The following is a 23790-nucleotide window of genomic DNA, read 5'->3' on the forward strand; positions in this document are numbered from 1 at the left end:
GTTCATCCGTTTCTCAGCAACGGCGGGGTGTCCGGTTTAGCGGGGGCAACTCCAGAAACGGCCTTTTTTTCAACGCGCTGCTTGGGTTTTCTTGGACACCAACTTGGACGTATGGAACGGACGTCCTGGACGTCGAAGACCCACTTCCAACGGACTGCTAAGGACCGCACTGGTCTGATTGACGGGCAGCTATTTACCCCGTCAGAGGAGACCGGAATGAACGTCCTGGGCTGGTATGAATCGGGAGCACCGCAGGAGATGGCGGCCCCGAGGCGAAGCTCCCAGCATCGACTGTCCGCGAGAAGCCGAACGCGTTCCTGCACAGCAAACTTTACACGCTGTTGCAGGATAACAGGCTCCTGGAGTACCATGAGCCTACGTGTTCCATTTCTGCTCCCGCAACGGCCTGTGCAGCATGGACGACATAAGTCCGCGCCAACTCACCGAGCAGGTGCTCATGTTCCGACAGTGCAAAGACAAGAGAGAGAAGCTGAAGCAACTCGTTGAGTTACTGAAGCAGCATGAATTGGCTGCGCAAGCAAAACCCATCCAGAGACGGGATGAGCGTATTTATTGATTTAGAATACAGAATATAACTATTAAATTATAAAACAAATTTTGCAATTTAAATTCGGACACAACATGCAATACGCCTGCTTAATGCGCCTTTACATCAACACACGCCAGCACATACAGTGTCAAATGTTGTTTACATCTGTTGCATACCATCGAATGGTGAGGGCGTTGAAAGGTTCTCAAGACTTTCAGAGGTTTTATACTCTTGCCAAGCATGCATGATGCGGGCTACATATTTTACGGCAACGTCTCAATTCATTATTTACGAACTGCACTAATGCCGTCCAAGCCTGTGCGGATTTAAAGGGTTATTCTGGTGGCTTTAACATCCAAGACCTGCCAATCTCTGGTCTTTATGATCCTAATCGGTTGCTCCGCATGCCTTTCAGGCCTTGCGTACCGTGCATTGAATGCCTCAACGATCTCCTTTCGAGAAGGGGAGTCCCTATGGATGAATGGGCGCGAAGTCGAGGCGCTGGCCGCCTTTCGCCGTGCTGCCAACGCCGGAGCCCTTCGGCCAGGAATGGCCCTCAAGCTTGCCGCAGCAGCCTTTGCCGCAGGGGACAAAGCAACCGGGCAGTTCGTGCTTTCCCGCTTGATCAGCTCGGATGTTACCTTGACACCCGAGACCCTCAATGCCGTGGCCGGCGTCTTCGATCAATACGGCATGCCCCTGAAGGCCCTGAATGCACTGAACAGGGCGGGGGATGCCATCCTGCGGTCGGAATCCGCCGCCACCTATCTTGCGGACCTCAAGGCGCGTTCCGGGGACACCACGGGGGCGCAGCGGCTCTATCGGGCAGTGCTCGCCAGATACCCCGACAGCCTGACTCCGGCGCTGGGCCTGGCCCAGCTCCTGGCCTGGAGCGGCAGCACACAGGAGGCCGAGGCCCTTTGCCGCTCCGTGCTCACCCGTAACCCGGACGACCGGCAGGCCAGGATCGTCCTGGGCAGGGTTCTAACCGCCGCCGGACGCTTCGAGGAAGCCATCGTCGAATACCGCAAAGCCCTGGAGAAGACGTCATGACCGACCGCATGAAAAGGGCGTCTGGCCCGGCCGCGCTCCTTCTGGCTGTCTTGCTGCTCACGGCGGGGTTCGCTTCAGCCCAGACGCCCGTTGCGTCTCCATCGACGCCCCCGGCCGGCGTCGTGCAGTCCTCCGGCGACATACCCGACTGGATGGCCCGGCTGGAGCTGGCTCGGCTCCTGAGCTACGTCAAGCGGTATGGCGAGTCTGTGGACGAATACCGCAAGGTACTGGCCGCCAAGCCCGACATGACCGAGGCCAAGGCCGAACTGGCCAGAGTGCTCATGTGGAGCGGCAAGGCAGACGAGTCCCGGGCGCTCCTCGATTCGATCGCGCCGGGTGAACTCTCCGGCGAGGATAGGATGCTGATGGCGGACCTCTTCGTCATGCGCAAGGAGTACGGCAAGGCGGAGGCCATTTACCGCGAACTGCTCAAAACGACGCCGGACGATGCCGCCGTCAGGATGCGCCTGGCGGAGGTGCTCAGCTGGACCAAGCGCTACGGCGAGGCCATCACCCTGTACGAAAAGGTCCTGGAAGCGCTTCCCGGCGACGTTCAGGTGCGGCGCAGATACGCCCAGGTGCTCTCATGGGCCGGAAGGCAGCAGGACGCCATTCGGGAATACCGGCGTTCCTTGGGGCAATAAGGCGCGGCGCTCCATGATCTCCAAAGCGCTTTCCATCCGTAAGTCGCATGGATGCCATGACGGCGCTCCGGCTGGGACGCCCATGGCTCGCTGGATGCTGCGCAAGGCGCTTTGGCGGGCAGTGGTCCTTGCCGTCGCGGCCCTGGCGGTGCTGTGCTCCCTGCCGGAGGCGTTCGCCCAGCCCCCGAATCCTGCCCCGGCCGCAGGCGGCATGACCGATGCCGAAGCGCGCCTGGAGCTGGCCCGGCTGCTCTCCCGGCAGCAGTCCACGCTGGACCAGGCCGAAACCGAATACAGCCGCGCCCTGGCCTCGGCGCCTGGGGACGCCCGGATCATCCTGGAACTCGCCGAGGTCCTGGTCAGGATGCGCCGCTACCAGGAGGCGCTCAACCTGCTGGAGTCGCTCGCCCGGGCGGCCCGTCCCAGGCCGGAGGTTCTTGCCCTCCTGGGCGACATCCGGCTCTATTCGGGGGACGTCCCCGGGGCGGCCATGGCCTACGGCCGGGCTTACTCCGTCAGCCCGGCGCTGCCCGGGCTGGAGCTGAAGCTGGCACAGGCCTTGAGCTGGTCCGGCAAGCCGCGCGAGGCGCTGCCCCTGCTCGAACGACTGAACGCAACGCGGCCGGACGACGCCGATGTCGCCGTGCTGTTCTCCCAGGCCCTGGCCGCCGCCGGCAAGCGGGAGCAGGCCGCAAGGCTGGTCACCGCGCTCCTGGAGAAGACCCCCGAGGATGCGGGCCTCCTGCTGGCCGCCGCGGACATCCAGACGGAAGCGGGCCGCGCCCGGGAGGCCATCGGACTCTTCGAGCGCGCGCAACGCAATGATCCCACGGGAAAGGCCCGGGCGGCCCATGGCGACCGGTCCGTCACGTGGGGCGATTTCTACCGGGCCGAGGACGCGGTGCGCGCCGCCATCGCCGCTACGGGCACCACGCGCGAGCTGACCCTCAAGCTCGCTTCGGTGCTGACCGGGGCGCAGCGCTACGAGGAAGCCGCAGAGCTCTACGAGAAGCTGCTCGCGGAGCGCCCCGGCGACGATCAGGCGTTGGCGGGGCTCGCGCGCCTGCGTCTCCAGGAGAAGAACCCCGCCACCGCCCTGGAGCTGGCCGGGCGCATCTCCCGGGACGCTTCGGGATCCCTGGAGGCACTGCGCCTGAAGGCGCAGGCCCAGGCGGATTCGGGCAACCTGGACGCCTCCCTGAGCGCGGCGCGGGAAGCGGCCGGGAACCCCGGCGCGACATCCCGGGACTTCACGAAGCAGGGTGACCTTCTCCACCGCAAGGGGGACAAGGAGCAAGCCCGTGAGGCCTATCGCCGTGCCGCCACGATGGAGCCGCCCGACCCGTGGGCGAAGTGGCGGGCCTCCGGCGAGGAAGAGGCGGCGCTGCCATCCGACGCCGCGCAGTTGGCGGAGCTGGCCTCCAGGCTGAAGGAGGCGGGCCGCTTCGAGAAGGCCGGACAGTTTTACCGCAAGGCGCTGGCGCAGGATGCCGGTTGTTTCCCCGCCAGCCTGGGCTTGGCAGAACTGCTCGCGGCCACCGGCTGGCGCAGGGAAGCTCTGACGATTCTGGACCGGCTGGCCGGGGACTACCCCGGGGTGTCCAAGGTGCTCCTGACCAGGGCGCGCGTGCTGGGCTGGGCCAAGCGCTACGACGAGTCCCTGGCCGCATACGAGGCGCTGCACCGTCTGCGGCCCGAGGACCCCGTGCCCCTGCGCGAGGCGGCACGGGTCGCCTTTTGGGGCAAGATGCCCCAGCGCGGGGCCCGGCTCTATGCCGCGCTGGAAGACGGCGACTACCCTCGGAAAGTGCGGGAATCCGCCGCGCTGGAGCGGATCGCCAAAACGGAGGGGTTCGACAGCCGCTTCAGCGGCGCGATCAAAGCCAATGACACGCTCCTGGCCGCCGAACCCGGCAACCAGGAGGCCCTTTTCGACCGGGCCCAGGCGGCCTGCGCCCTGGGGCTTTGCGACCAGGAGGAGGCCACGTACCGCCGCCTGCTGGCGATCGATCCCCTGCACACGCTGGCGGGGCAGGCCATGGATCGCCTGCGCTGGCGCAACGCGCCTTCCCTCAGGACCGCCTTCTCCGTGTGGGACGAGGACGGCAAGGGGGGGCGTCTGGCCCAGATAACCCGCTACCGCTGGGACGTGGAAGCCACGCTTCCCGTGGAGGGCCACTTCTACCTGCGCGTGGCCCAGCATTTCTGGCTGGAAGACCCCAAGACGCCCCAGGAGGCCCAGCAGAACCAGGGGGGGCAGGGACAGGCCAGGCTGCCGGTCCGCCGTTTCGACGGCTCGTACTGGGCCGAGGGGCAGACGCTGGGAGCCGGAGGACGGCTGAACGAATGGCTTTCGGGCGACTTCGCCTTCACCAACAAGCAGTACTTCGACACCCGGCTGCGCCCCCTGTATTCGGGGCTGGCGCGCATCGAGGCCAATCTGCGCGACGTGGCGCGGCTCGCGGTCTTCTACCAGCGCACCGACGAGATAACCAACGACCTGAGCCTCGCCCAGGGCATCCAGATCGACAACTGGGGGGCGTCGTTGCGCCTGCAGCCCGTCCGGCGCGTGGAGCTGTCCTTTCAGGGCCGCCACCTGAACTACAGCGACGGCAACCAGGGCGCATACCTCCGCGCCGACGCCGGATTCACGCTCACCGACCATCCCCACGAGCTGAAGCTCACCGCCACCGGCGAATACCGCGACACCCGCGAGCTGAGCAAATACGTCTCCGTGGAAGGGACCCTCGTCACCATCATCCATCCCTACTGGACCCCGCAAAACTACTCCGCAGGGGCGCTGACGCTGGGCTGGCGGCACGATCTGTCCCGGGAATTCTTCTGCGGGGCGCGGCAGCATTTCTACGGCATCCAGGTGTCCGGCGGCACGGATACCGACAGGAACCCCTTCTGGCGGCTGGAGACGGAGTACGGCAACGACCTCACCGACAGATGGTCGGTCTCCCTCAAGGGGCTCATCCACCGCTCGCAGCAGTGGGACGCCCTGGGGGCGTGGACCGGCCTGACCTACAGGTTCTAGGAGACCGCGTGGCCAAGAAACCGGCGATACTCGCCCCCGTTGTCGGCATGGGGCTTCTGGCGTGCATGGTCGCAACGTTCTTGTACCTCATCGTGCGCACGGCGCTCTTCCTGGAGGCCGACTACCACTGGTACGAGAAGATCCTGGCGTTTTTCCTGCTGCTTGCCGAAATCTTCACCATGACCCACGCCTTCGGTTATTTCCTCAATCTCTTCCATGTGATCGCCAAGCCTTCCGGCCCCAAGTACTCCATGGAGGACGTCCCTCCCCTCGAGAGTTATCCGCCGGTGGCCATCGTCGTCTCCTCTTACCACGAGCCCCTGGACATCATCGAGGACACCCTCACCTGCTTTTACAACCTGACCTACCCCAACAAGCGCATCTATTTTCTCGACGACACCCGCTACGGCCTGTCCGGCCAGGATGCGGAAGCCATGGCCGCCTACCGCGCGGACGTGGACGCGTTGTGCAAGCGCATCGGCGTCAATTTGTTCCGGCGCAGATGGCACGGGGCCAAGGCGGGCATGATCAACGATTTCCTGGCCTTCCTCGAAGGGAGAGAGGTCGAGGGGTTCGTTTTCCACGGCTTCGAGGACGGCCCGAAGGATCGCGACGAGAAGTACATCATCATCTTCGACGCGGACCAGAACCCCTTCCCGGATTTCGTCGAGCCCATGGTGGCCTTCATGGAGGCCAACTCCAGGCTGGCGTTCATCCAGACGCCCCAATACTACACGAATTTCGAGTCCAACCGGGTTGCCAGGGCCGCCGGGCTCCAGCAGGCGATCTTCTACGAGTACATATGCGAAGGAAAAAGCATGCAGGACGCCATGTTCTGCTGCGGCACCAACGTCATCTTCCGCCGAGAGGCCCTGACGTCGGTGGGCGGCTTCGAGGAGCATTCGGTCACGGAGGATTTCGCCACGTCCCTCAAGTTCCATCTGGGGGGCTGGTCTTCGGCGTACCTCAACAAGGTGTGCGCCTTCGGCATGGGGCCGGAGGATCTGGGCGGCTACTTCAAGCAGCAGTTTCGCTGGGCGCTCGGCACGGTGGGGTTGTTCAGGGAAATCCTGGCGGGCTTTTTCCGCAATCCGCACAGGCTGCCGGCGGGCAAATGGTGGGAGTACTTCCTGTCCGGAACGCACTACTTCGTGGGCTGGGTGATGTTCATCATGATCCTCTGCCCGGTGCTCTACCTGTTCCTGGATGTGCCGAGCTTCTTCGCCAGGCCGGAAATCTACTTTTTGTTCTTCTTCCCCTACATACTGCTCACGTTCACGCTCTTCATCTACACGCTTACGAAGCGACGGTACGGCGTGATGGAAATGGGCGTGGGCATCGTGCTCCAGGCAATCACGTTCCCGGTGTACATGAAGGCCTCGCTCCAGGGGCTCCTCGGCATCCGGGGCAGCTTCGGCGTGACGCCCAAAGGAGGGAGCACGTCGCTGCCGCTGCACATGCTGTGGCCCCAGGTCCTCACCTGCATGGCGGCCGCAGGGGCCGTGACGTACGGGCTCAATCGCATCTATTACGAAGGCGAGCCCTTGGACGCCATCCTGGTCAACTGCCTGTGGTGCCTGTACCATCTGGCGATCCTCTCCACCGTGCTCTACTTCAACCATCCGGAGGAGCCGAGGCATGGCTGACCGCTGGAAGAAGCTCTGCTCCGTCCTGGCCGTGGCGGCCCTCCTGCTGCCCGCGCTGGGAACGCCGCGTTCCGCGCTCGGCGAAAGCCGGGTGCCCTTCGGTTTCGTGCTGGACGGCTACCCCATAGAAGCCGCCCGGTTGAAGGCCCTGCGCGAGCAGACGGGCGTGGACTTCGCCATGGTGACCTTCTTCCTGCAGTGGCCGCACGAGCCCTCGGGGGGTCATTTCCCCATGGACACGCTCAAGGCTGTCGACGGAACCGGGGCGCTGCCCTGCATCACCTGGGAGCCCATGACCATCCTGAACGGGAAGGAATCCGCCATCGACGCCAAGGACATCCTTTCCGGGCGCTACGATCCCTACATCGACCGCTTCGCCCGGGGCGCGAAGGAGTATGGCAGGCCGCTCTTGATCCGCTTCGCCCACGAGATGAACCTCGAACGCTACCACTGGGGAGGCCCGGCAGGCTTCTACGGACCCCAAAGCCCTGCCCTCTACCGCCAGATGTTCCGCCATGTGGCCCAGCGGTTCAGGGCGGCCGGGGCCACCAACGCGCTGTTCGCCTTCTGCCCGAACGCGGAATCCCTGCCTCACCCGGAGCGCGACAACGCCCGCTGGAACGTGGCCCGGGCCTACTATCCGGGGGACGACGTGGTCGACGTGGTCGGCATGGACGGCTACAACTGGGGAACGACCCAGACCAGAGACAGGCACGGCTGGAACAGCACGTTCCGGAGCTTCCCGGACATCTTCGGGCAGATGCGCGCGGAGCTAGCCGCCATGGCTCCGGCGAAGCCCATGATGGTGTTCGAGATGGCCTCTGCCGCCCAGGGCGGCGACAAGACGGCCTGGCTGCGCGAGGCGCTTGAGACCGCGGCGTCCTGGAATCTGGTTGCCCTCAACTGGTTCGAGGCCGACAAGGAAGTGGACTGGCGACTGGCGGCGTGCGCGGGCCCGGTATTGCCGGCGCTCCTGCGGGCGAAAACCGCGCAAGGCCCGTCCGGCGTTGCCGCAGCGCTCCAAGCGAGAAAACAATGACCGCAGATTCGGCCGCAATCTCCCGCAAGGCCACGGGCCCGGCGCGGGTGCTCGTGGTGGATGATTCCAGGACCATGCGCAACCTGATCCTGGAACTCCTCATGGGCCCGTTCGAATGCCTCCCGGCCACGGACGGCCTGGACGCCTTGGAGCAGTTCACGGCCTTCAAGCCGCATATCGTCCTGCTGGACCTGGACATGCCCCGCATGGGCGGCCTGGATGTCATCCAGCGGATAAGACAGGGGCTGGGAGATCACGACACCTTCATCATCGTCCTCTCCGGGCACGAGGAGAACGCGCTCAAGGCCGAGGCCCTGAACCGGGGCGCGAACGATTACCTCACCAAGCCGTTCCACCCGGAAGAGCTGAAGGCCCGGGTGGGCGTGGCGGAAAGGCAGGTGGCCCTCAACATCGAGCTTCGCGATGCGTACTCGCGCATTTCCGAGGAGATAGCCCTGGTCGCCACACTGCAAGGCCAGCTCCTGCCCAGCCGGGAGATCCAGGTCGAGGGGCTGGAGCTCACGAGCCTCTACCGTCCTTCGGGCCAGGCCAGCGGCGACTACTACGACTACTTCCCCCTGGAGGACGGGCGCATCCGGGTGGTCCTGGCGGACATCGCCGGGAAGGGGGCGCGGGCGGCGTTCCTCATGGCCATGCTCCACGTCTTCTTCCGGATGGGCAAGCAGGAGGGGCACTCCCTGGAAAAGACCGTGTCGCTCATCAACAACCATTTCATGGAGATAAGTCCCTCCGGCTGCGACTTCGCCACGCTGTTCACGGGGGACATCGACCTCGCCGCCGGAACCTTCACCTACATCAACGCCGGGCATTGCCCGGGGCTAATGCGCCAGCCGGACGGCGGCACGGCCCGGCTTGAGGCGCTGACCTACCCCCTGGGCTTCCTGCCGATCAGCTTCATGCCCGAGAGCGTGCCGTTCGAGCCGGGAGCCGGACTTTTTCTCTATTCCGACGGCATGTTCGAATGGGAGGTGGCCCCCAACAGGATGCTCTCCCTGGAGGAGTTCCTGACCCAGGCGGAAGACGCCTTTTCCGGGCCGGGGATGTTCCTGGACAAGCTCTCCGGCAGACTCAAGGCGCTGGCGGAATCCCCGCCCGTGTACCTGGACGACCAGACCGCCCTCTGGATCCGCAGGCCCGGGCCTCATGGCGCATGAACAAACAGCATAAAGGTATCTGCAGACATGGAAATCAAGGCGACGCTCACAGATGGGGTGCTGGTGGTCGAATTTCTCGGTCGCAGGCTGGACGCCTCCAACGCAGGGGGGTTCAAAAGCAGGATGGTCGACCTGATCAACCAAGGCAACTTGGTGTTCGCGCTGGACTTCAGCGGCCTGGAATTCATGGACAGCACGGGGCTCGGCGCACTCGTTTCCTGCTTGAAATCCCTCGGGGGCCAGGGTGATCTCGTATTGTTCGGGCTGAGCGAAGGCGTGCGCAAGGTTTTCGTCGTCACCCGCCTGGACAGGGGCGTCTTCAGGATCTTCCCCGGCAAAGAGGACGCGCTCCGGGCGCTCTCGGAGAAGGCGACATGATCCCGGGCGACGCGCGCGTCATCACCATCCGCATGGAGGCGAACCTGGAGAACGTGGCCCTCGCGGGGGCTGCGGCGTACGCCATCTGCGCGAGGGAGAGCTTCAGCCAGGACGAAGCGGCCCTGGTTGAGCTGGCGGTCTGCGAGGCGCTCAACAACGCCATCATCCACGGGCTGAAAATGGACCCGGGCGCATGGGTGGAGATGGAGGTGGCGGTGCGCTCCGGCCGCATCGCCTTCCGGCTGTGCGACTGCGGGGAGGAAATGCGCGAAGACATCTCCAGGCTCGGCCGGGATGCCGTCGATCCTTTGGCCACGGGCGGCAGGGGCGTCGCGATCATACGGGAGATCATGGAGACCGTCCGTTATGAACGCAGCGGGGGGAGAAACATCCTGACCATGGAAAAGGTTGTCCGCGAAGAACCGCTTCCCACCACATGAACACCCTCACCGACAGGCGTGAAGCCCGCCTCCCCATCGAGTCTATCATCTTGCCGTTTTTCGGTTCAAGGGCCTCGGACTATCAGCCTTTCGAGTACATCCTGCAGGACGTGAGCCCCGGAGGGGTGAAGATCCTCATCCCCAGCTGGGTGGCGGGCCGCGAGCGGATCAACAAAGGCGAGCGAATCAACCTGCACGTGCCCTTCGAGCTCGGAGGGAAGGTACTCTATTCGGGCTCCGTCGCCTGGCAAAAGCCCGACGAGGACGGGCAGGGACAGATCCTGGGCGTCACCATGGACCAGGGACGGCCGCTCAGCTACCCGGTCTTCTTCACGTCCGACTCGCGGCAGCTGGCTATCGATCTCAAGGGATTCTCCGCCAGCGGGCAGCTGCTGGCTAAGCTCGCCAAGGACGCGCTCCTGCTCAAGAAGGGCTGCCTTATCTATTTCAAGCATCTTTCCGCGTTCTTCTCCCGGCTCTCAGACCTGACCCGCGAGGAATATGAGGCGTTCCGCAGTTTTGTCTTCAATGACATCCTCGCCAGGACGCAAAAGAACGTGGGGTTCTTCACGGCGTTTCACGCCCATCTTGCGGAGTCGGGCGATTCTCTCGAAACCGCCTGCGCCAAGATGGACATCGCGGAGTTGAGGCAGGCCGTAGAGCCTGAGATGTACATCGAGCTTTTCACGGGAGTGTACGAGGGAACGTTCGCAATGCAGTATCTTTATGCAGTCAAGGAACTAGAGGGAAAACTGTTTCTGGCATACAACACAACCGTTATGGTGTATTGCAGCGTGTTGTAGCGTTGCCTCCAGTCTGATTTCCCCTCATCGTGTGAGGATCCTAGAGGACCCGGAGCGCCGCCATGAATACTTCTCCTACCTCCACACCCGGCATTCATTCTGGGAACATGAGGCGAGTGCGGCCTCGTTCCATATTTGTTTCAAAGGGATTCCTTTCCGCGTGCAGCATCTTTCTGGTGTGCCTGGCAATGTCCGTGCTGGGATGGCGCTACTCGCTCCAGACGTCGATGAACGAGGCCATGCAACGCTTCATATACAATGCCTCGGAGATTGAAGAGGCCATACGAAAGCGTCTCGAGGCCTATGAGCTGGTGCTCCAGGGCGGAGTCGCCCTTTTCGTCTCCGCCCATGACGTCGACGTGGCGATGTGGCAAAAGTATGTCAAAGAACTCATGCTGGACAAGCATTATCCTGGGATTCAGGGTATGGGGTTCGCCCATTATGTCACGGCAGAGCAAAAGCATGGATTCCTCGAAACAGTCCGCAAGTCCGGGCGCTCCACATACGACATACAGCCTTCCGGCGACCGGGACATCTACACTCCAATCCTCTATCTGGAACCGAACAATGCCCGGAACCAAAGAGCCGTGGGCTATGATATGTTCAGCAATTCCGTGCGCCGTACTGCCATGGAATTCAGCAGGGACACAGGGGAAACCTCCATTAGCAACAAGGTGAAGCTGGTCCAGGAAACGGACACTGACGTTCAGGCCGGATTTCTCATGTACCTGCCCTTTTATGCCCCCGGCGCCGCCTTGGACTCTCTCTCCGACCGTCGTTCAGCACTGCGGGGCTTCGTCTACAGCCCGTTTCGCATGAACAACTTCATGCGCGGCATCATGGGCAACCGGGAACTGGGCACGGGGCTGGAGATATTCGACGGGCAGGCCCTTGATGAAGCCGACCTCATGTTTGACAGTGATTCGTCACGAAACGCGCCCGCCGGAGAGCCACATCCGCTGTTTGAACACACTGTCCGGCTGACCATCTACAATCAGGTCTGGACGCTTCGTTTCAAGTCGACCCCCGTCTTCGCGACCACCATCGACAGGAAGATGCCCAATCTGGTTCTTGCAACCGGCTTGAGCATCAGCGTGCTCGTGTTCCTCATCGCCCTGTCCCTGGCGAGCACTCAGAATCGCGCGCTTCTCCTGGCCGACCAGATGACGGCCGCTTTTCGCGAGAGCGAGGAGAAGACGCGCCTCATCCTGGAATCCACGGGAGAGGCGATCTACGGAGTGGACGCAAACGGCGACTGCACCTTCTGCAATCCCGCATGTCTGCGCGTGCTGGGGTACTCCCAGGCCGAGGAACTGCTGGGGAGAAACATCCACGCGCTCATCCATCACACCCACCCGGGAGGGGAGCCTTACGACGTCCACGACTGCCTGATTTACCGTGCACTTATCGACGGCACGGGCAGGCACGTCGATGGGGAGGTGTTCTGGAGGCGCGACGGCACCAGTTTTCCCGTCGAATACTGGGCGTACCCCCAGGTGCATGACGGCGTCGTGGTCGGCGTCGCGGTGGCGTTCCAGGACATCACGGAAAAGAAGCGTGTGCGAGAGGAGCTTGAACGACTGTACGAACGCCTGGAACTGGCGGTTCAATCCGGTGAGATCGGCGTGTGGGATTGGGATGTGGTGAGCGGTACCCTGGTGTGGGACAAGAGGATGTACGCGCTCTACGGCATCCGGAAGGAGGACTTCAGCGGAGCGTATGACGCTTGGACGCACGGCCTGCATCCGGAGGATCGTGACGAAGCGGAGTCCGCGATCCGGATGGCCTTGAGCGGCGAAAAGGAATTCGACACCGAATTCAGGGTGATCTGGCCGGATGGCCAAGTCCATCATCTCAAGGCCTACGCCCGTGTGGTGCGCGATGCCGACGGACAGCCTTTGCGTATGGCGGGCGTGAATCTCGATGTCACCGCGCAGAAAATGTTCGAACAGGACCTGCGCGAAAGCGAGGAGAAGTTCAGGGCGATGAGCGAATCCTCCCACGACGCCCTGATCATGATCGACACCGACGACAAGGTGATGTTCTGGAGCGCCGCAGCCGAAAGGCTCTTCGGGTACACCAGGCAGGAGGCCCAGGGGCGGCGGATGCACGAACTTATCACATCCCCTGAAGACCAAGCCAAGGCCTACGCCGGCATGGCGGAATTCGCCCGCACCGGTACCGGACCGGTGATCGGCGGGATCAAGGAATTCATGGCGATCCGCAAAGGGGGAGGCCAAGTGCTGGTGGAACGGTCCGTGGCCTCCTTCCAGATGCGGGGGAAGTGGTACGCGGTGGGCTCCGTTCGCGACGTCACCGAACGCAGGAAGATGGAGCGGCTCAAGAAGGAATTCATCTCCACGGTCAGCCATGAGCTGCGCACCCCCCTGACCTCCATTCACGGCTCTCTCGGGCTCATCCTGGGGGCCATGTCCACGGGCCTTCCGGAGCAGGTCAAGAAGCTCCTCAGCATCGCCAGCAGCAACACCTCGCGGCTCATCGGCCTGATCAACGACATCCTGGACCTTGAGAAAATCGAGTCCGGGAAGATGCAGTTCACCATGGAACAGCTCGACCTGGAGGAGGCCGTGCGGACTTCCATCGAAGAGAATCAAGGGTATGCGGCGAAGTATCAGGTCCGGCTGGAGAGCCGCTTTCCCGGCGAGCGCCTGCTCGTCAAGGCGGACAGGGTCCGTCTGGCCCAGGTTATGGCCAACCTCATTTCCAACGCGGCCAAGTTCTCCCCCGAGAGAGAGGCCGTGGAAGTGGGGATCGCCCGTGCGGGCGGGACCGCCAGGGTCTGGGTGCGCGACAGGGGGCAGGGCATACCCGAAGAATTCAGGGACAGAATCTTCCAGAAATTCGCGCAGGCGGACTCCTCGGACACCCGCCTGCGCGGCGGCACCGGCCTGGGCCTCTCCATCACCAAGCTGATCGTCGAGTCCTTCGGCGGGACCATCGGCTTCGAATCGGAGACGGGCAAGGGCTCCATGTTCCATTTCGACCTTCCGCTCGCAGTCCCGGGGGATGCCTTGGCGTCGGAGGAGTCGCCCGCCCAAGAAGTCCGGCGGCAGGTCCACCCGGGAGGGGCCAAGCCTCGGGCGCTTCATGTGGAGGACGACCGGGACATCCGCGACGTGGTGGCCCTGGCCCTGAAGGAGAGTGTCGAAGTAACCCAGGCCGCGACGATTGCCCATGCGAGGGAACTCCTTTCAACCAACCGCTACGACCTCGTGCTCCTTGATATTGTGCTCCCGGACGGATCGGGCGTTGAACTCCTGGACGAGATCGGCGAGACTCCCGTACTCGTTTTCGCGGTCGAGGGCCTTCCGCAGGAGCTTCTGGGCCGCGTGAGGAACGTGCTGCTCAAGTCCAAGGCGGACAACGCCATGCTGCTTGCCGAAGTGAACAAACTGTTGGGGCGGCCCCCCGTCTGACGCCCTGGAGAGGCTACCATGGAATTGCATCGGATACTCATGGCGGAGGATGAGGCCGACATCGCTACCGTGGCCTCAATGGCCCTCGAGGCCGTGGGAGGCTTCACGGTGGAGGTCTGCACCAGCGGATCGCAAGCGCTGGAGCGGTTCGCGCTGTTCAAACCCGATCTCGTCCTGCTCGACGTGATGATGCCCGGTCAGGACGGGCCGACCACCCTGGCCGCGCTGCGGCGGCTTCCCGACGGCCTCGACGTTCCCGTGGTGTTCATGACGGCGAAGGTGATGCCCAACGAGGTTGAGGAGCTCATGGCCTTGGGAGTGCTGGGGGTCGTGGCCAAGCCCTTCGACCCGATGACCCTGTCCGACACGTTGCGCGGCTTGTGGGACAGGTTCCAGGCGTCACGGTGAGAGCCCCGCGCCGCTGAGGTGCGGTCGGCTCACCTCCCGGCGGTGTCTCCCGGACGCGTTGCGGGGGCTCACATTCCAGCAAAGGTCAGGCCGAAAAGGCTGATGTCGTCTCCCGGCTCCGCTCCGCCGCCGAATCGGTGAAGGGAAGCCCAGACGCCTTCGATCACCTCGTCGAGCGGTTTCCCCGCCAAGGCTCGCAACTCGTCGAGAAGGCGTGTCTCTCCGTATGGTTCTCCCCGGGGATTTTCGTAATCCGTGACGCCGTCCGTGTAGAGCACCACCACATCTCCCGGATCCAGCACGGCTTCGCCCTCCTCGAAGGGGACTGGGACGCCCAGACCGATCAAGGACCCTCCCTTGTCCAGCATGGTCAGCCCACCGGTTTTCTTCAGGAGAACCGCCGGGGGATGGCCCGCCGAACTGTAGACAAAGCGCCCCGTCGAAGTGTCCACCACCATGTAGAAGATGGTGAAGAACTGGTCGTATCTCTGCATGGGGAATTGTTCGTCCAGGCGGGCAAGCACCGTGGACGGCGGCACCGGGCGGGCCTCGTCCCGGAAGCGGGCGGAGAGGTCGAGGACGGTCCCGGCGTGGGGCTGAAGGGCCTGGAAGGCCGATGCCGCCACCAGGGCCGAGGGAACCCCGTGGCCGCTGACGTCCAGGATATAGAAGCTGACGTGTCCGCCGGGCAGTTCGATCAGGTTGAAGATGTCCCCCCCGAGGTTGAAGCTGGGCCTGAATTTCCAGGCGATGTCCACGGGGCCCGATCCGGCTTTCCGGTTGGGCAGCAGGCTATGCTGGATGCGCCCGGCCGCCTCAAGGTCCGCATCGATCCGGGCCTGCTTGCTTCTGAGTTCGGCGTTGGTCCGGCTGAGTTCTTCCGTAAGACTCTGGATTCTCAGCTGGGTGCGCACTCTGGCCAGCACTTCTCCCGGGTCGAAGGGCTTGGCGACGTAATCCGCCCCCCCGGCGTCCAGTCCGGCGATCTTGTCCCGGGCCTCTCCCTTGACGGAGAGAAAGATCACCGGGATGCCCATGAAGGCGGGGTCCTCCTTCATTTTCCTGCAGACGGCCAGGCCGTCCTGCCCGGGCATGACGATGTCCAGGAGGACCAGGGACGGAGGGGACCGGCGCATCTGGGAAATGGCGGCCTCGCCGTCCTCCGCTTCCAGGACCTCATGCCCGTCCGAGGAGAGCAGGAGCTTGAGGTATTCCCGGCTGTAGAAATCGTCGTCGACGATCAGGATCTTCTGGGACATGAAATCCTTCGCTGGCTGGTCATGACAGCCGGGAGGCGTACCCGCGCTGGATCTTGACCGTGTTGCGCCCGGCGTTCTTGGCTTCGTAGAGGGCCATGTCCGCGGCGGCGTTTAGGGCGAACTCGTCGGTGAAGTCTGGGTAAAAAGCCATCCCGCAACTGAATGTGGCCCGGACTTCGCCCCACGCGCCGGAATGGACGATGGCCGAGAATTCCTCGCGCAACGTATCCATGACCCTCCACGCGGCGGACTCGGATTCCACGTTGTGCAGCAAGACGGCGAACTCCTCGCCGCCGACCCTGCCGATCACATCCGAACGGCGCAGCCGTTGGGTAAGGAACCGCGAAAGGTTCTTCAGGACCACGTCGCCAGCGTGATGGCCGTAGGTGTCGTTGATCGACTTGAAGCGGTCCAGGTCCAGAATGGCCAGCGCGACGATGCCACGTGTGCGGCCGGCGCGCTCCAGGTCCAATTTAATCTGCTGCTTCATGTTGGTGTGGTTGAGCAGCCCCGTCAGGCCGTCCCGGATCATCATGGACCGGACGGCCCTGTAGCGCTTGATGCGGTCTCGCACGGAACGGATCAGGTCCTGCGGGGTTATAGGCTTGGTCAGAAAGTCGTCTCCGCCACGGCTCAGGGCAAGAAAGTGCGCGGCCTGTTCCGTCTCGCCAGAGAGGAACACGATCGGCAGGCCGAGGTGTTCAGGCTTCTGGCGGATGACCGCAGCAACCTCGGAGCCGGAGCACCCGGGCATGTAAATGTCCATCAGGATGAGGTCGGGCAGAAAATCGTCGAGAGTCTCCAGCACCTTCATGGGGTCCGAGAGCACTCTCGTGGCCATGCCATGGTTTTGCAGGATCAATTCATGTCGTTTGGCCACCAGTTCATCGTCATCGACGATGAGTACCCGGCCTTCCTCGGAATCCTCCTGGATGTCGAGGAATTCGAGGCGATCGAGCAAGCGGCTGAAGTCAACCGGCTTGACGAAAAACTCGCTGGCCCCGGCGCGTGCAGCCTCAAGCCTGGCTCCTATGTCTCCACGGCTGGAAAGAAAGATGAGGGAGGGGACGCACGCAGTGTGATCCTTGGCCAGGACGTTCACCATGACCCCGCCGGGGAACACATCGCAGTCGAGCAGTACGGCCAGCACAGGACCGGCCGTAAGCAGCCGGTCGAGAGCTTCCAGATTCTCCGCTCTCGTGCAGGCGTAGCCGAAGGGAACTAGGTTCGAGGACAGTTGCGCTGCGAGCGAGTCTTCGGCGGTGACCAAGACGATGGCTCGTCGCGGGCGGGGCTGCAGTCCCATGCGGTCAGGACTTTCCGGGGCTTTTTGCCCCGCATCATCCCGCTCCGATGCGTTGGACGGCGCGGGCGTGGATACGTGGCGCATCTCCCGAACAAGATTCAGGAAGAGTTCCTGGACACGTTCGAGATCATCCTGTGGTTTTGAGTCCTGCTTGTGCAGGAAGTCCTTGAGGCTGATCTCGAAGTCCCTGGCAAACGCGCTCAATCTGTCGAACCCGAACGAACCGCCAGACCCCGCCAGCGAGTGGACGTTGCGGTGCAACCTCTCGAGCACGTCGGGGTTTGCTGTTTCGCGAAAGGCTTCCCAATCTGCTGCGATGGCTTCGAGCTTTCCCTCTAGATCGGATGCAAAGCGTTCGCGCAACTTGAAGAGTTCCCGCTGGAAGGCTTCGATAGCATTAGTCATGTCATGAATTACTTTCAAATACTTTGTGGATTTATTACCTTTTCCACCAGGGGTTCGAGATGCACCATCAAACATGGACGCACGCCGCGTCAAGGCATGCAAGAACTTACGGATCGCCAGGATTCTACTCAAGGAACAGGCAGGGTCACTGCGATGGACCACATCGTGTCTAGAATCTCTGCCCCTCCTGGCACGGGTTGGCAGAAAAAGAAAGACCTAGCAAGATGTTTGACTCTGTCTGCCATGAGTGTCACTTTTGAAAATCGGGGTATTATGAATGAAACGTGCTAGCTCCCGCCCAAGCAAAATCTCGTCTAGGGTTCCACCGAGAGAAAGGGGTGGATTGCCCAAATGAGTGGGTACCCCGCCTGGTACCCCGCCCACCACATGTCCCAGGATGCATCTGCAAGCATCTCTGTACACAGGCAACCAGCCGAAATCATTGGGTGGTTCTGGCCCTGGCGAATTCTCTCACGCCGCTAGCATGGGTTCAAATCCCCTTGGAGACGCCAATGAATTATGAGACTTGCAGCAACACAGCCGCAAGTCTTTATTCTTCCCCACGCCCCTCCCCACACCCCCCGTCTTTTATATCATGGTGAGCATACATGTTGGGACAGGCAAAATGGTGTATGAGAGTCGGGTTGGCGGCTGGGTTTGTGGCGTTTCACCGTGCATGCGGGCCGATTCGGATCGATGCGCGCAAGGGGCCAAGGTGGGTTCCCTCTGGGCTCGATTCGCGGCGGGGCCAGGGTTACCGGGAGGGCGAGGGTCGGTAGGGAAGCGGTGGGGAAAATGATGGTTAGAGTCGCGGGCAGCGAACCCGGCCTGGCAGGGTCGGGAAGGCGAAGGGCAGGCCCACCCCTACCCCCGGGGCACCCGCAATTCGCACGGGTCCCATCCGCCTGGGAGAGGGGGCCTTTTCAAACACGGGTCAAATTTTGGCGAAAACCATGTCGAAACGGCCCGTCAGGATCGTGCTCCCCCAGTTCGGGTAGCGGGCCTGGGTCACGCCCTTAGGGCGCTTCCTGGCCGAAGCTGAAGCTAAAAGCGCCCGCCTTGCCGGTGCTGGCAGGCGGGCGCTTTCGTAGTCCCTCGGCTGGAGATTCCGAAGGCGCGCCGAACCATCACGTTGGTGACGGCCAGGAACAAGTACGTAGCGCGGAGGCCATCGTGCACGCCTCGGATGTTTCTCTCAGCCGCCACTTCTTTTCATTCCACCGGACTCGCCAGCGCCGCCGGTGGCCGACGATCCGGCGGGCGGCCCTGTCAGGGCTCGACGCTCCACGCTCCACAACAATGCCTAGCCAACCGTGGCCGTAGTCTTCGGAGCGGCGGACCTTCCACGAGACGCCTTGCACCTGGACCACCGCCAGCACCGCGCCCACCGGCTCCGGGGCGCAGCCGGTGGCGTGCTTTGTGCGCCATACCAACGACGCACCTGCCGCTGACTCATCGCGGGCTCCTTAATGGGCGCGGACCCCAGGGGCATGTAAGCCGTCATCGAGACGCCTCGACGGCCGCAAGTTCCTCTTGCTCCCACATCTACCCTCGCACGAAGTTGATGAGTTCGGGGTATCGCTCCTGGCACGCGGCCAACTCGGAAGTGTTGGCGAACCTGCCGATGTAGGAGTTCCATCCGAAGTAGAACCTATTCCGTATCCCGTGGCGGTGGTCGCGGGCGGTGGCCACGATGTTGATCCAGCCGGTGTCGCTGGACTCGATCTCTTGGTGAAAGTCCCAAGCCCGGCCGTCGTCCCCGTAGTGCACGTCGACCCATTCCCAACAAGCAGCGTCGAGAGTCTTCATGGCCTCTTCTCGACCTCGCGCGCCGGGTGCGCGAGGTTGAAGGATATCGTCTGGAAGGCAGACCACAACAGTGTTGGTGTGGTCCACGGTGTGGTCCCCGGAGGGGTGCGCGCGGCGCACCCGCATCCCCGTAGGGGAGCTTTTTGCGCACTGCGCGCATCCAGCACTGGCGCGGGTGCGCAGTCGTTTGCGCCAAAACAACGGTGCGCGCTGCGCGAATCGGACTGCGCACCCGCATGAATCCTCAATTTCAGCTCTGCGCACCCTCTGCTTTGCGCAAAGTGCGCGTGCGCGGGCTCTTGATCCCGATAGGCGAAAATTCGGCTCTCATGAATCATACTGCGTTCGTTTTTGAGAGCCGAAACGCTTCGGGGTCGTAGGGCAATGTTAGTCGTCATGCGCTGAGCCCGCCGCGTCAGGCGGTGGTCGGCTCCCCCGCAGCCTCGATGCACAGCGCACCGTGCTGGACGAATCGCAGCTTGCCCGCCTGCTCAAGCTCCTTGACCGCCTGTTCCAACGCACGCTGGCTGACTTTCGGGAGCCCTGCCCGAATCCAGGCCTTGGGCTGATCCCGGCAAAAGTCCCTCGCCCTGACGTGCTCGCCTCCGCGCCGAGAGATTTCGGCCAGGATCATCGCTTCCAGGTTGGCGGGCTCAGAATGAGTCTTGGCCACCGGGATGAAGGGGGCCAGTCCGCCGTCTTCGGTGCGTGTCAGGTAGACCTCGCGACCGTCCGCCGCGTAGCTGTTCTTCGCAACCCTGAGGTACGCGAGTTTTGCGCTCTGGCCGTACCCGAGAGCCTGGTACGATTTCACAGGCACCCCAACCATGCCGACGGCCGCCCGGGCGTTGTCGCAGAAGGCGCTTGCGCCACGCGCCGCAGTCGCTTCGGTGGCGCTCTTCCAGTGCGAACGATCCCGCCTATCAGCCGTCTGGCTGGCCTTGTTTGCATGGTGAAGGGCCACCACAGCACAGCCCGACACCCTGGAAAAGCGTTCCAGCAGGCTGATAGCCTCCGCTGCCAGGGCGTTGTCTGTCTCCGCACCGGGCAGGGCGCGCGACACCGTATCAATCACGACCAGCTTTGGGGCGATGCTCTCTACGGCGCTCAACGACTCCTCGAAGAACCGAGTCGGTTTCAGGCCCAAAGGGGTGGCGCGCGCAAGGGCCAGCCCCTCCCCGGCGAGGCTGCGAACGATGAGATTTTCACGGAACCGCCGCTCCACCGTTGTCCAGTCCTCCTCGGACCCAAAGTCAACGGCGTCCTGCCGCCGACTCTCAAACAACCGTTTTAGGTGGCAGTGGAGGACGTTCTCGGGGTTTTCGAAGTCCAGGTAGACGACAGGCCCTTGAGCACGAACGTCAAGAATGCCTCGGAGCAGCTGTAGGCCGGTCGCAACGCTCACGGCGAGGCTGAGCACCAGGGATGACTTGAGGCTGGCGTGCGGCCCGAACAGCAAACTTACGCAGTTTTCTGGGATGCATTCGGCCAGCATCCTTATTGTAGCGGCGATGGTGTCGAGGAACCTCCCTGCGCTAAACTTGGACCAGTCGTAGGATACGGGCTCGTGCGCCGCCTCGGGGGCGGATGCGAAGGCATCCAGCGCGTCGTCATCCTTGAAGGGTTCGATCAGAAGGCAGCGCCCGCCCGCCTCCCCCAAGGCGTAGCTGTAGGCATTCGCAACCTTTTGCGCCAAGTCTGCGTGGCTCCAGGGGGGGAGACACTTTCCGTTGTAGTTGTGTTCCAGGAGCGCCACGGCTTCTTCCTGCGTCGCGCCGTGGTCGCGCAGGATGCAAGCCACTTTGTAGGTGGTGGCGTCACCTCCAGAGCCTTCGATGGCCGGGGGCGCATCCTCCTCCAGCCAACGAACGAATTCGTCATGGTCCGATTTTCTAGGCCCCAGGAAGGACTGGTGCGACATGACTGCCGTGCGAGTTTGCCCGGCAGAAGCGTCCAGGGACAAACCTGGCGCTTCTTGAGCAGACAAGGCAGCGTTGACGGGCCGCAAAGACGCCCTGGCGGCATCCTTAATGCGCTCGAATTCAGCTTCCTCCTCGCCACTCAAGTCCGGGAAGCACACGCTGGTATCCAGGTAAGGCTGGTCATCGTTGAGGACTGTCGCGGCCGGGCGGCGCACGCAATAGCAGTGTTCCACTGCTTTCCTGGAGAACCAAGGACGCCCGGCGAAGATCTTTCGAGCTGCCTGGAACACTGTGGGATCCAGCAGGCTGTGCCGGATGACGCTCCCATTGGCGGAAGTCCGCCAACCCGCCTCGCCAGCCAAGACCAATCGTTTGAAGATGGCTGCCCCGGCCCGTTCCAGGTCGGCCGCCTCTTCTACCATGAGGTACAGGTGTTGACCTTGTTCCCCCCGAACTTCGGCCCACTCCCCTTGCCAGATATGACTTGATGCGCTGGAAGTCAGGACGGCGGGGGCGGTCGACAACCCGGGGAATACCCGGCAAAGCTTCTCCCAGAGTTCCTTGCGGCTCAGGCCGGGACCATCCTTGTCCAGCAAAAACAACCCAGGACCGCGTGGGCTGGCCAGGCACTCCTTCGTGACGGCGATAATGCCGTCCGCCTTGCCGTCGCGCCTGAGTCTAGCCAACCTCCGCTGGTATGTAACGGTGGCCGTCTCTCGGTCCGCTACCCCCAGGGTCAAAAACTGGGTCGGCTTGAGCTTGCTGAGCAGGAGGGCCAGCTCGGACGGGCGCGCGACGGATATTGTCTTGTAGATCCCGGAGGTCATTTTTCCGCCGGGTTTCCTCACAAGGCGGCTACCCTCGTCCAGGGCGTACCCTTTGGACACTGGGCCGTCTGTGGACTCGAACAGTCCGCAACGCGGCTCTTTGTTGACGTGGGGCTCCTGGGCTGGCAATATAGGAGTACGCGATTCCTGATTGCCCATGCCTTCGGAGCCTCCGACTTTCGCGTCGGGGGCTCTTCTCATTCCAAGCCCCCCCTACGCAGCCACCACAACGCGGTGACGGTCAAGGTACGAATCCAAGTCATCGCGGTGGTAACGGACGCTCTTACCCATGCGGATGTAGTTCGGGCCGCGCCGCTCAAAGCGCCACTTCTGGACGGTTCTCCGACTGACGCCCAGGTAACTGGCGGCGGCCGACTCACTGAGGATGTGGGATGTCATGAATCCTCCAAGGGGTTTCACCACGTCGCGTGATTGCGACGGATGAACCCTGGAGTACGAAAAAAGCGCGCGTGCAGGGCCGCGCGAGAAGACAAGGAAACCGCGTGCGGTTTTCTAGAGTTTTATGCCTTGAAGTCTGGATACATCATCCAGCAATCTCCGCACGGAATCATCGGAAACAGGACATCCCAAATCCTCCGTTCGACGGGCGAGTGCCGTCGATACCCCACGCTCGCCCAATTCAAGTCGTTTCGCGGCCTTCGGCTTGAGGGCCGCAGCGAGCACGACCAGATAGGTTTGTTCCTTCCGAGGCGCGTGAGGCCTCGCCCTGAGCTTGGCGATTTCTTCTCGGGCGGCTTCGAGTTCTTGACGGAGACTCGTTGACTCTTCTGCCTGCGGCCTCAGCCCGGCTGTTTCTTGGCGGGCAGACGCAAGGTCTAGGATGAGGTTGTGTTTCTCCGCTTCAAGCACTGCGATCTGATCATGGGCGGCGCGGAGGTCTGCTTCCAGGGCTTCGCGCAGGGCCTTCCCCTGCGCCCCTGCATGGGCAGTCACGTCTTCGGTCGCGTCCAACACCTTGCGAAGGTGGTCCCGGTCCTCGCGCATTTCCTCCAGCGCCGTGGCGCTGGCGACCAACTCCGGTTGCCCTGAGTCGCGCAAGCTCTTGATGGTTCGCTCGATCCGTTGAGAAGGCGTGAGCCTGGGTGCCGGAGAAACGGACGGTGCGCGGTCCTTCGACCGCCTGTAGTGGGCCAGCATTGCCCGTTCGTCGTCGGTCAGGTGGTCCTGTCCCTGGTCGTCAGCATTCATACGCACCCCCTGCGCGTTCCCCCTGTGATGAAATCCCCGGCCAACCCGTCAGGGGGTACGCGGCTTGTCGGGGCGGGGGATCAGCCCGCCCTTAGGCCGGGGAAGCATGAGGTCAGGCGTAGACTTGGCGGCAAAGCTCACGCACGGCAGGCGTCAGCATCGTGGCGGCGTTGCGGAGTGCGGGGCTCAGACCGCCATCAAAATCGAGGTTGCGTTCATGCCCCAAAGCCAGCGCGTTGATGGTCGCTTGCGCGGCGAGGATGCCATCCAATGCCCGCTTGGCTTCGGTGGTCGGGTTGATCTCGGTGGTGTTTTCAATCAAGGTTTCGTCAGCCATACAATTCCCTCCAGGGTTGATGGTCAGGCCGGGCCGGGCCGGGCCGGGAGTCGTGACCTCTCGGCCCGGTCGCGTTTATACTGTCGCGCCACCGTGGTGC

At 63.0% G+C, this 23790-nt stretch carries 19 protein-coding genes; 12 read left to right on the forward strand and 7 right to left on the reverse strand.

Annotated elements, in window-relative coordinates:
• Positions 1-415 precede the first annotated feature (415 nt).
• From ACV4UX_RS01935 to ACV4UX_RS01990, 12 genes are all read left to right on the forward strand, one after another.
• Entirely contained in the window at positions 416-577 is a 162-nt protein-coding gene (locus ACV4UX_RS01935; RefSeq protein WP_491591646.1) for a hypothetical protein, read from the forward strand.
• Positions 578-1216: 639 nt separating this feature from the next.
• On the forward strand, positions 1217-1603 hold the full coding sequence (locus tag ACV4UX_RS01940; RefSeq protein ID WP_491591647.1) for a tetratricopeptide repeat protein: 387 nt from the start codon (positions 1217-1219) through the stop codon (positions 1601-1603).
• Entirely contained in the window at positions 1600-2250 is a 651-nt protein-coding gene (locus tag ACV4UX_RS01945) for a tetratricopeptide repeat protein (RefSeq protein WP_491591648.1), read from the forward strand. Before ACV4UX_RS01940 ends, ACV4UX_RS01945 begins: the two co-directional genes overlap by 4 nt.
• 82 nt (positions 2251-2332) lie before the next feature.
• On the forward strand, positions 2333-5290 hold the full coding sequence (locus ACV4UX_RS01950; protein ID WP_491591649.1) for a tetratricopeptide repeat protein: 2958 nt from the start codon (positions 2333-2335) through the stop codon (positions 5288-5290).
• Between the two features lie 8 nt (positions 5291-5298).
• Positions 5299-6936, forward strand: coding sequence for a glycosyltransferase family 2 protein (locus ACV4UX_RS01955; RefSeq protein ID WP_491591650.1), 1638 nt, complete (start codon positions 5299-5301; stop codon positions 6934-6936).
• Complete coding sequence (locus tag ACV4UX_RS01960; protein WP_491591651.1) at positions 6929-7975, forward strand: glycoside hydrolase family 26 protein; 1047 nt, start codon at positions 6929-6931, stop codon at positions 7973-7975. The genes ACV4UX_RS01955 and ACV4UX_RS01960 overlap by 8 nt, the downstream gene beginning before the upstream one ends.
• Positions 7972-9150 carry a PP2C family protein-serine/threonine phosphatase gene (locus ACV4UX_RS01965; protein WP_491591652.1) on the forward strand — a complete coding sequence of 393 codons (1179 nt, stop codon included), beginning with the start codon at positions 7972-7974 and terminating at the stop codon, positions 9148-9150. The genes ACV4UX_RS01960 and ACV4UX_RS01965 overlap by 4 nt, the downstream gene beginning before the upstream one ends.
• A 27-nt stretch (positions 9151-9177) precedes the next feature.
• The gene (locus tag ACV4UX_RS01970; protein WP_491591653.1) at positions 9178-9528 is read left to right on the forward strand and encodes an STAS domain-containing protein; all 351 of its coding nucleotides are present in this window, start codon (positions 9178-9180) and stop codon (positions 9526-9528) included.
• Positions 9525-9968 carry an ATP-binding protein gene (locus ACV4UX_RS01975; RefSeq protein ID WP_491591654.1) on the forward strand — a complete coding sequence of 148 codons (444 nt, stop codon included), beginning with the start codon at positions 9525-9527 and terminating at the stop codon, positions 9966-9968. The genes ACV4UX_RS01970 and ACV4UX_RS01975 overlap by 4 nt, the downstream gene beginning before the upstream one ends.
• Positions 9965-10771, forward strand: coding sequence for a PilZ domain-containing protein (locus tag ACV4UX_RS01980; RefSeq protein WP_491591655.1), 807 nt, complete (start codon positions 9965-9967; stop codon positions 10769-10771). The genes ACV4UX_RS01975 and ACV4UX_RS01980 overlap by 4 nt, the downstream gene beginning before the upstream one ends.
• Positions 10772-10959: 188 nt before the next feature.
• Positions 10960-14208, forward strand: coding sequence for a CHASE domain-containing protein (locus ACV4UX_RS01985; RefSeq protein ID WP_491591656.1), 3249 nt, complete (start codon positions 10960-10962; stop codon positions 14206-14208).
• A gap of 18 nt (positions 14209-14226) precedes the next feature.
• Positions 14227-14616, forward strand: a complete 390-nt coding sequence (locus ACV4UX_RS01990; protein WP_491591657.1) for a response regulator — start codon at positions 14227-14229, stop codon at positions 14614-14616.
• A 68-nt stretch (positions 14617-14684) separates the two neighbouring features.
• Here ACV4UX_RS01990 and ACV4UX_RS01995 read toward each other — a convergent pair whose 3' ends face one another.
• The 7 genes from ACV4UX_RS01995 to ACV4UX_RS02025 form a co-directional block, all read right to left on the reverse strand.
• Positions 14685-15875 (reverse strand): PP2C family protein-serine/threonine phosphatase, encoded by a 1191-nt coding sequence (locus ACV4UX_RS01995; RefSeq protein ID WP_491591658.1) that lies wholly within the window; start codon positions 15873-15875, stop codon positions 14685-14687.
• Between the two features lie 19 nt (positions 15876-15894).
• On the reverse strand, positions 15895-17586 hold the full coding sequence (locus ACV4UX_RS02000) for a diguanylate cyclase (RefSeq protein ID WP_491591659.1): 1692 nt from the start codon (positions 17584-17586) through the stop codon (positions 15895-15897).
• Positions 17587-19131: 1545 nt separating this feature from the next.
• Complete coding sequence (locus ACV4UX_RS02005; protein ID WP_491591660.1) at positions 19132-19395, reverse strand: hypothetical protein; 264 nt, start codon at positions 19393-19395, stop codon at positions 19132-19134.
• Positions 19396-19810: 415 nt separating this feature from the next.
• Positions 19811-22144: an AAA family ATPase gene (locus tag ACV4UX_RS02010; protein ID WP_491591661.1), complete on the reverse strand. Its 2334-nt coding sequence runs from the start codon at positions 22142-22144 to the stop codon at positions 19811-19813.
• A 213-nt stretch (positions 22145-22357) separates the two neighbouring features.
• On the reverse strand, positions 22358-22543 hold the full coding sequence (locus ACV4UX_RS02015; RefSeq protein WP_491591662.1) for a helix-turn-helix transcriptional regulator: 186 nt from the start codon (positions 22541-22543) through the stop codon (positions 22358-22360).
• A gap of 114 nt (positions 22544-22657) precedes the next feature.
• Positions 22658-23353, reverse strand: coding sequence for a hypothetical protein (locus tag ACV4UX_RS02020; protein WP_491591663.1), 696 nt, complete (start codon positions 23351-23353; stop codon positions 22658-22660).
• A 112-nt stretch (positions 23354-23465) separates the two neighbouring features.
• Positions 23466-23690, reverse strand: coding sequence for a hypothetical protein (locus ACV4UX_RS02025; RefSeq protein WP_491591664.1), 225 nt, complete (start codon positions 23688-23690; stop codon positions 23466-23468).
• Between the last annotated feature and the right edge of the window lie 100 nt (positions 23691-23790).

Source organism: Fundidesulfovibrio sp., from assembly GCF_058402725.1.

What these genes read in the sequence shown, in the direction of transcription:
- ACV4UX_RS01985 (WP_491591656.1), top strand. Translation starts at nt 10,960, where the DNA reads ATGTCCGTGCTGGGATGGCGCTACTCGCTCCAGACGTCGATGAACGAG.
- ACV4UX_RS01990 (WP_491591657.1), top strand. Translation starts at nt 14,227, where the DNA reads ATGGAATTGCATCGGATACTCATGGCGGAGGATGAGGCCGACATCGCT.
- ACV4UX_RS01960 (WP_491591651.1), top strand. Translation starts at nt 6,929, where the DNA reads ATGGCTGACCGCTGGAAGAAGCTCTGCTCCGTCCTGGCCGTGGCGGCC.
- ACV4UX_RS01995 (WP_491591658.1), bottom strand. Translation starts at nt 15,875, where the DNA reads ATGTCCCAGAAGATCCTGATCGTCGACGACGATTTCTACAGCCGGGAA.
- ACV4UX_RS01980 (WP_491591655.1), top strand. Translation starts at nt 9,965, where the DNA reads ATGAACACCCTCACCGACAGGCGTGAAGCCCGCCTCCCCATCGAGTCT.
- ACV4UX_RS02015 (WP_491591662.1), bottom strand. Translation starts at nt 22,543, where the DNA reads ATGACATCCCACATCCTCAGTGAGTCGGCCGCCGCCAGTTACCTGGGC.
- ACV4UX_RS02005 (WP_491591660.1), bottom strand. Translation starts at nt 19,395, where the DNA reads ATGAAGACTCTCGACGCTGCTTGTTGGGAATGGGTCGACGTGCACTAC.
- ACV4UX_RS01975 (WP_491591654.1), top strand. Translation starts at nt 9,525, where the DNA reads ATGATCCCGGGCGACGCGCGCGTCATCACCATCCGCATGGAGGCGAAC.
- ACV4UX_RS01965 (WP_491591652.1), top strand. Translation starts at nt 7,972, where the DNA reads ATGACCGCAGATTCGGCCGCAATCTCCCGCAAGGCCACGGGCCCGGCG.
- ACV4UX_RS01970 (WP_491591653.1), top strand. Translation starts at nt 9,178, where the DNA reads ATGGAAATCAAGGCGACGCTCACAGATGGGGTGCTGGTGGTCGAATTT.
- ACV4UX_RS02000 (WP_491591659.1), bottom strand. Translation starts at nt 17,586, where the DNA reads ATGACTAATGCTATCGAAGCCTTCCAGCGGGAACTCTTCAAGTTGCGC.
- ACV4UX_RS02020 (WP_491591663.1), bottom strand. Translation starts at nt 23,353, where the DNA reads ATGAATGCTGACGACCAGGGACAGGACCACCTGACCGACGACGAACGG.
- ACV4UX_RS02025 (WP_491591664.1), bottom strand. Translation starts at nt 23,690, where the DNA reads ATGGCTGACGAAACCTTGATTGAAAACACCACCGAGATCAACCCGACC.
- ACV4UX_RS02010 (WP_491591661.1), bottom strand. Translation starts at nt 22,144, where the DNA reads ATGACCTCCGGGATCTACAAGACAATATCCGTCGCGCGCCCGTCCGAG.
- ACV4UX_RS01950 (WP_491591649.1), top strand. Translation starts at nt 2,333, where the DNA reads ATGGCTCGCTGGATGCTGCGCAAGGCGCTTTGGCGGGCAGTGGTCCTT.
- ACV4UX_RS01945 (WP_491591648.1), top strand. Translation starts at nt 1,600, where the DNA reads ATGACCGACCGCATGAAAAGGGCGTCTGGCCCGGCCGCGCTCCTTCTG.
- ACV4UX_RS01935 (WP_491591646.1), top strand. Translation starts at nt 416, where the DNA reads ATGGACGACATAAGTCCGCGCCAACTCACCGAGCAGGTGCTCATGTTC.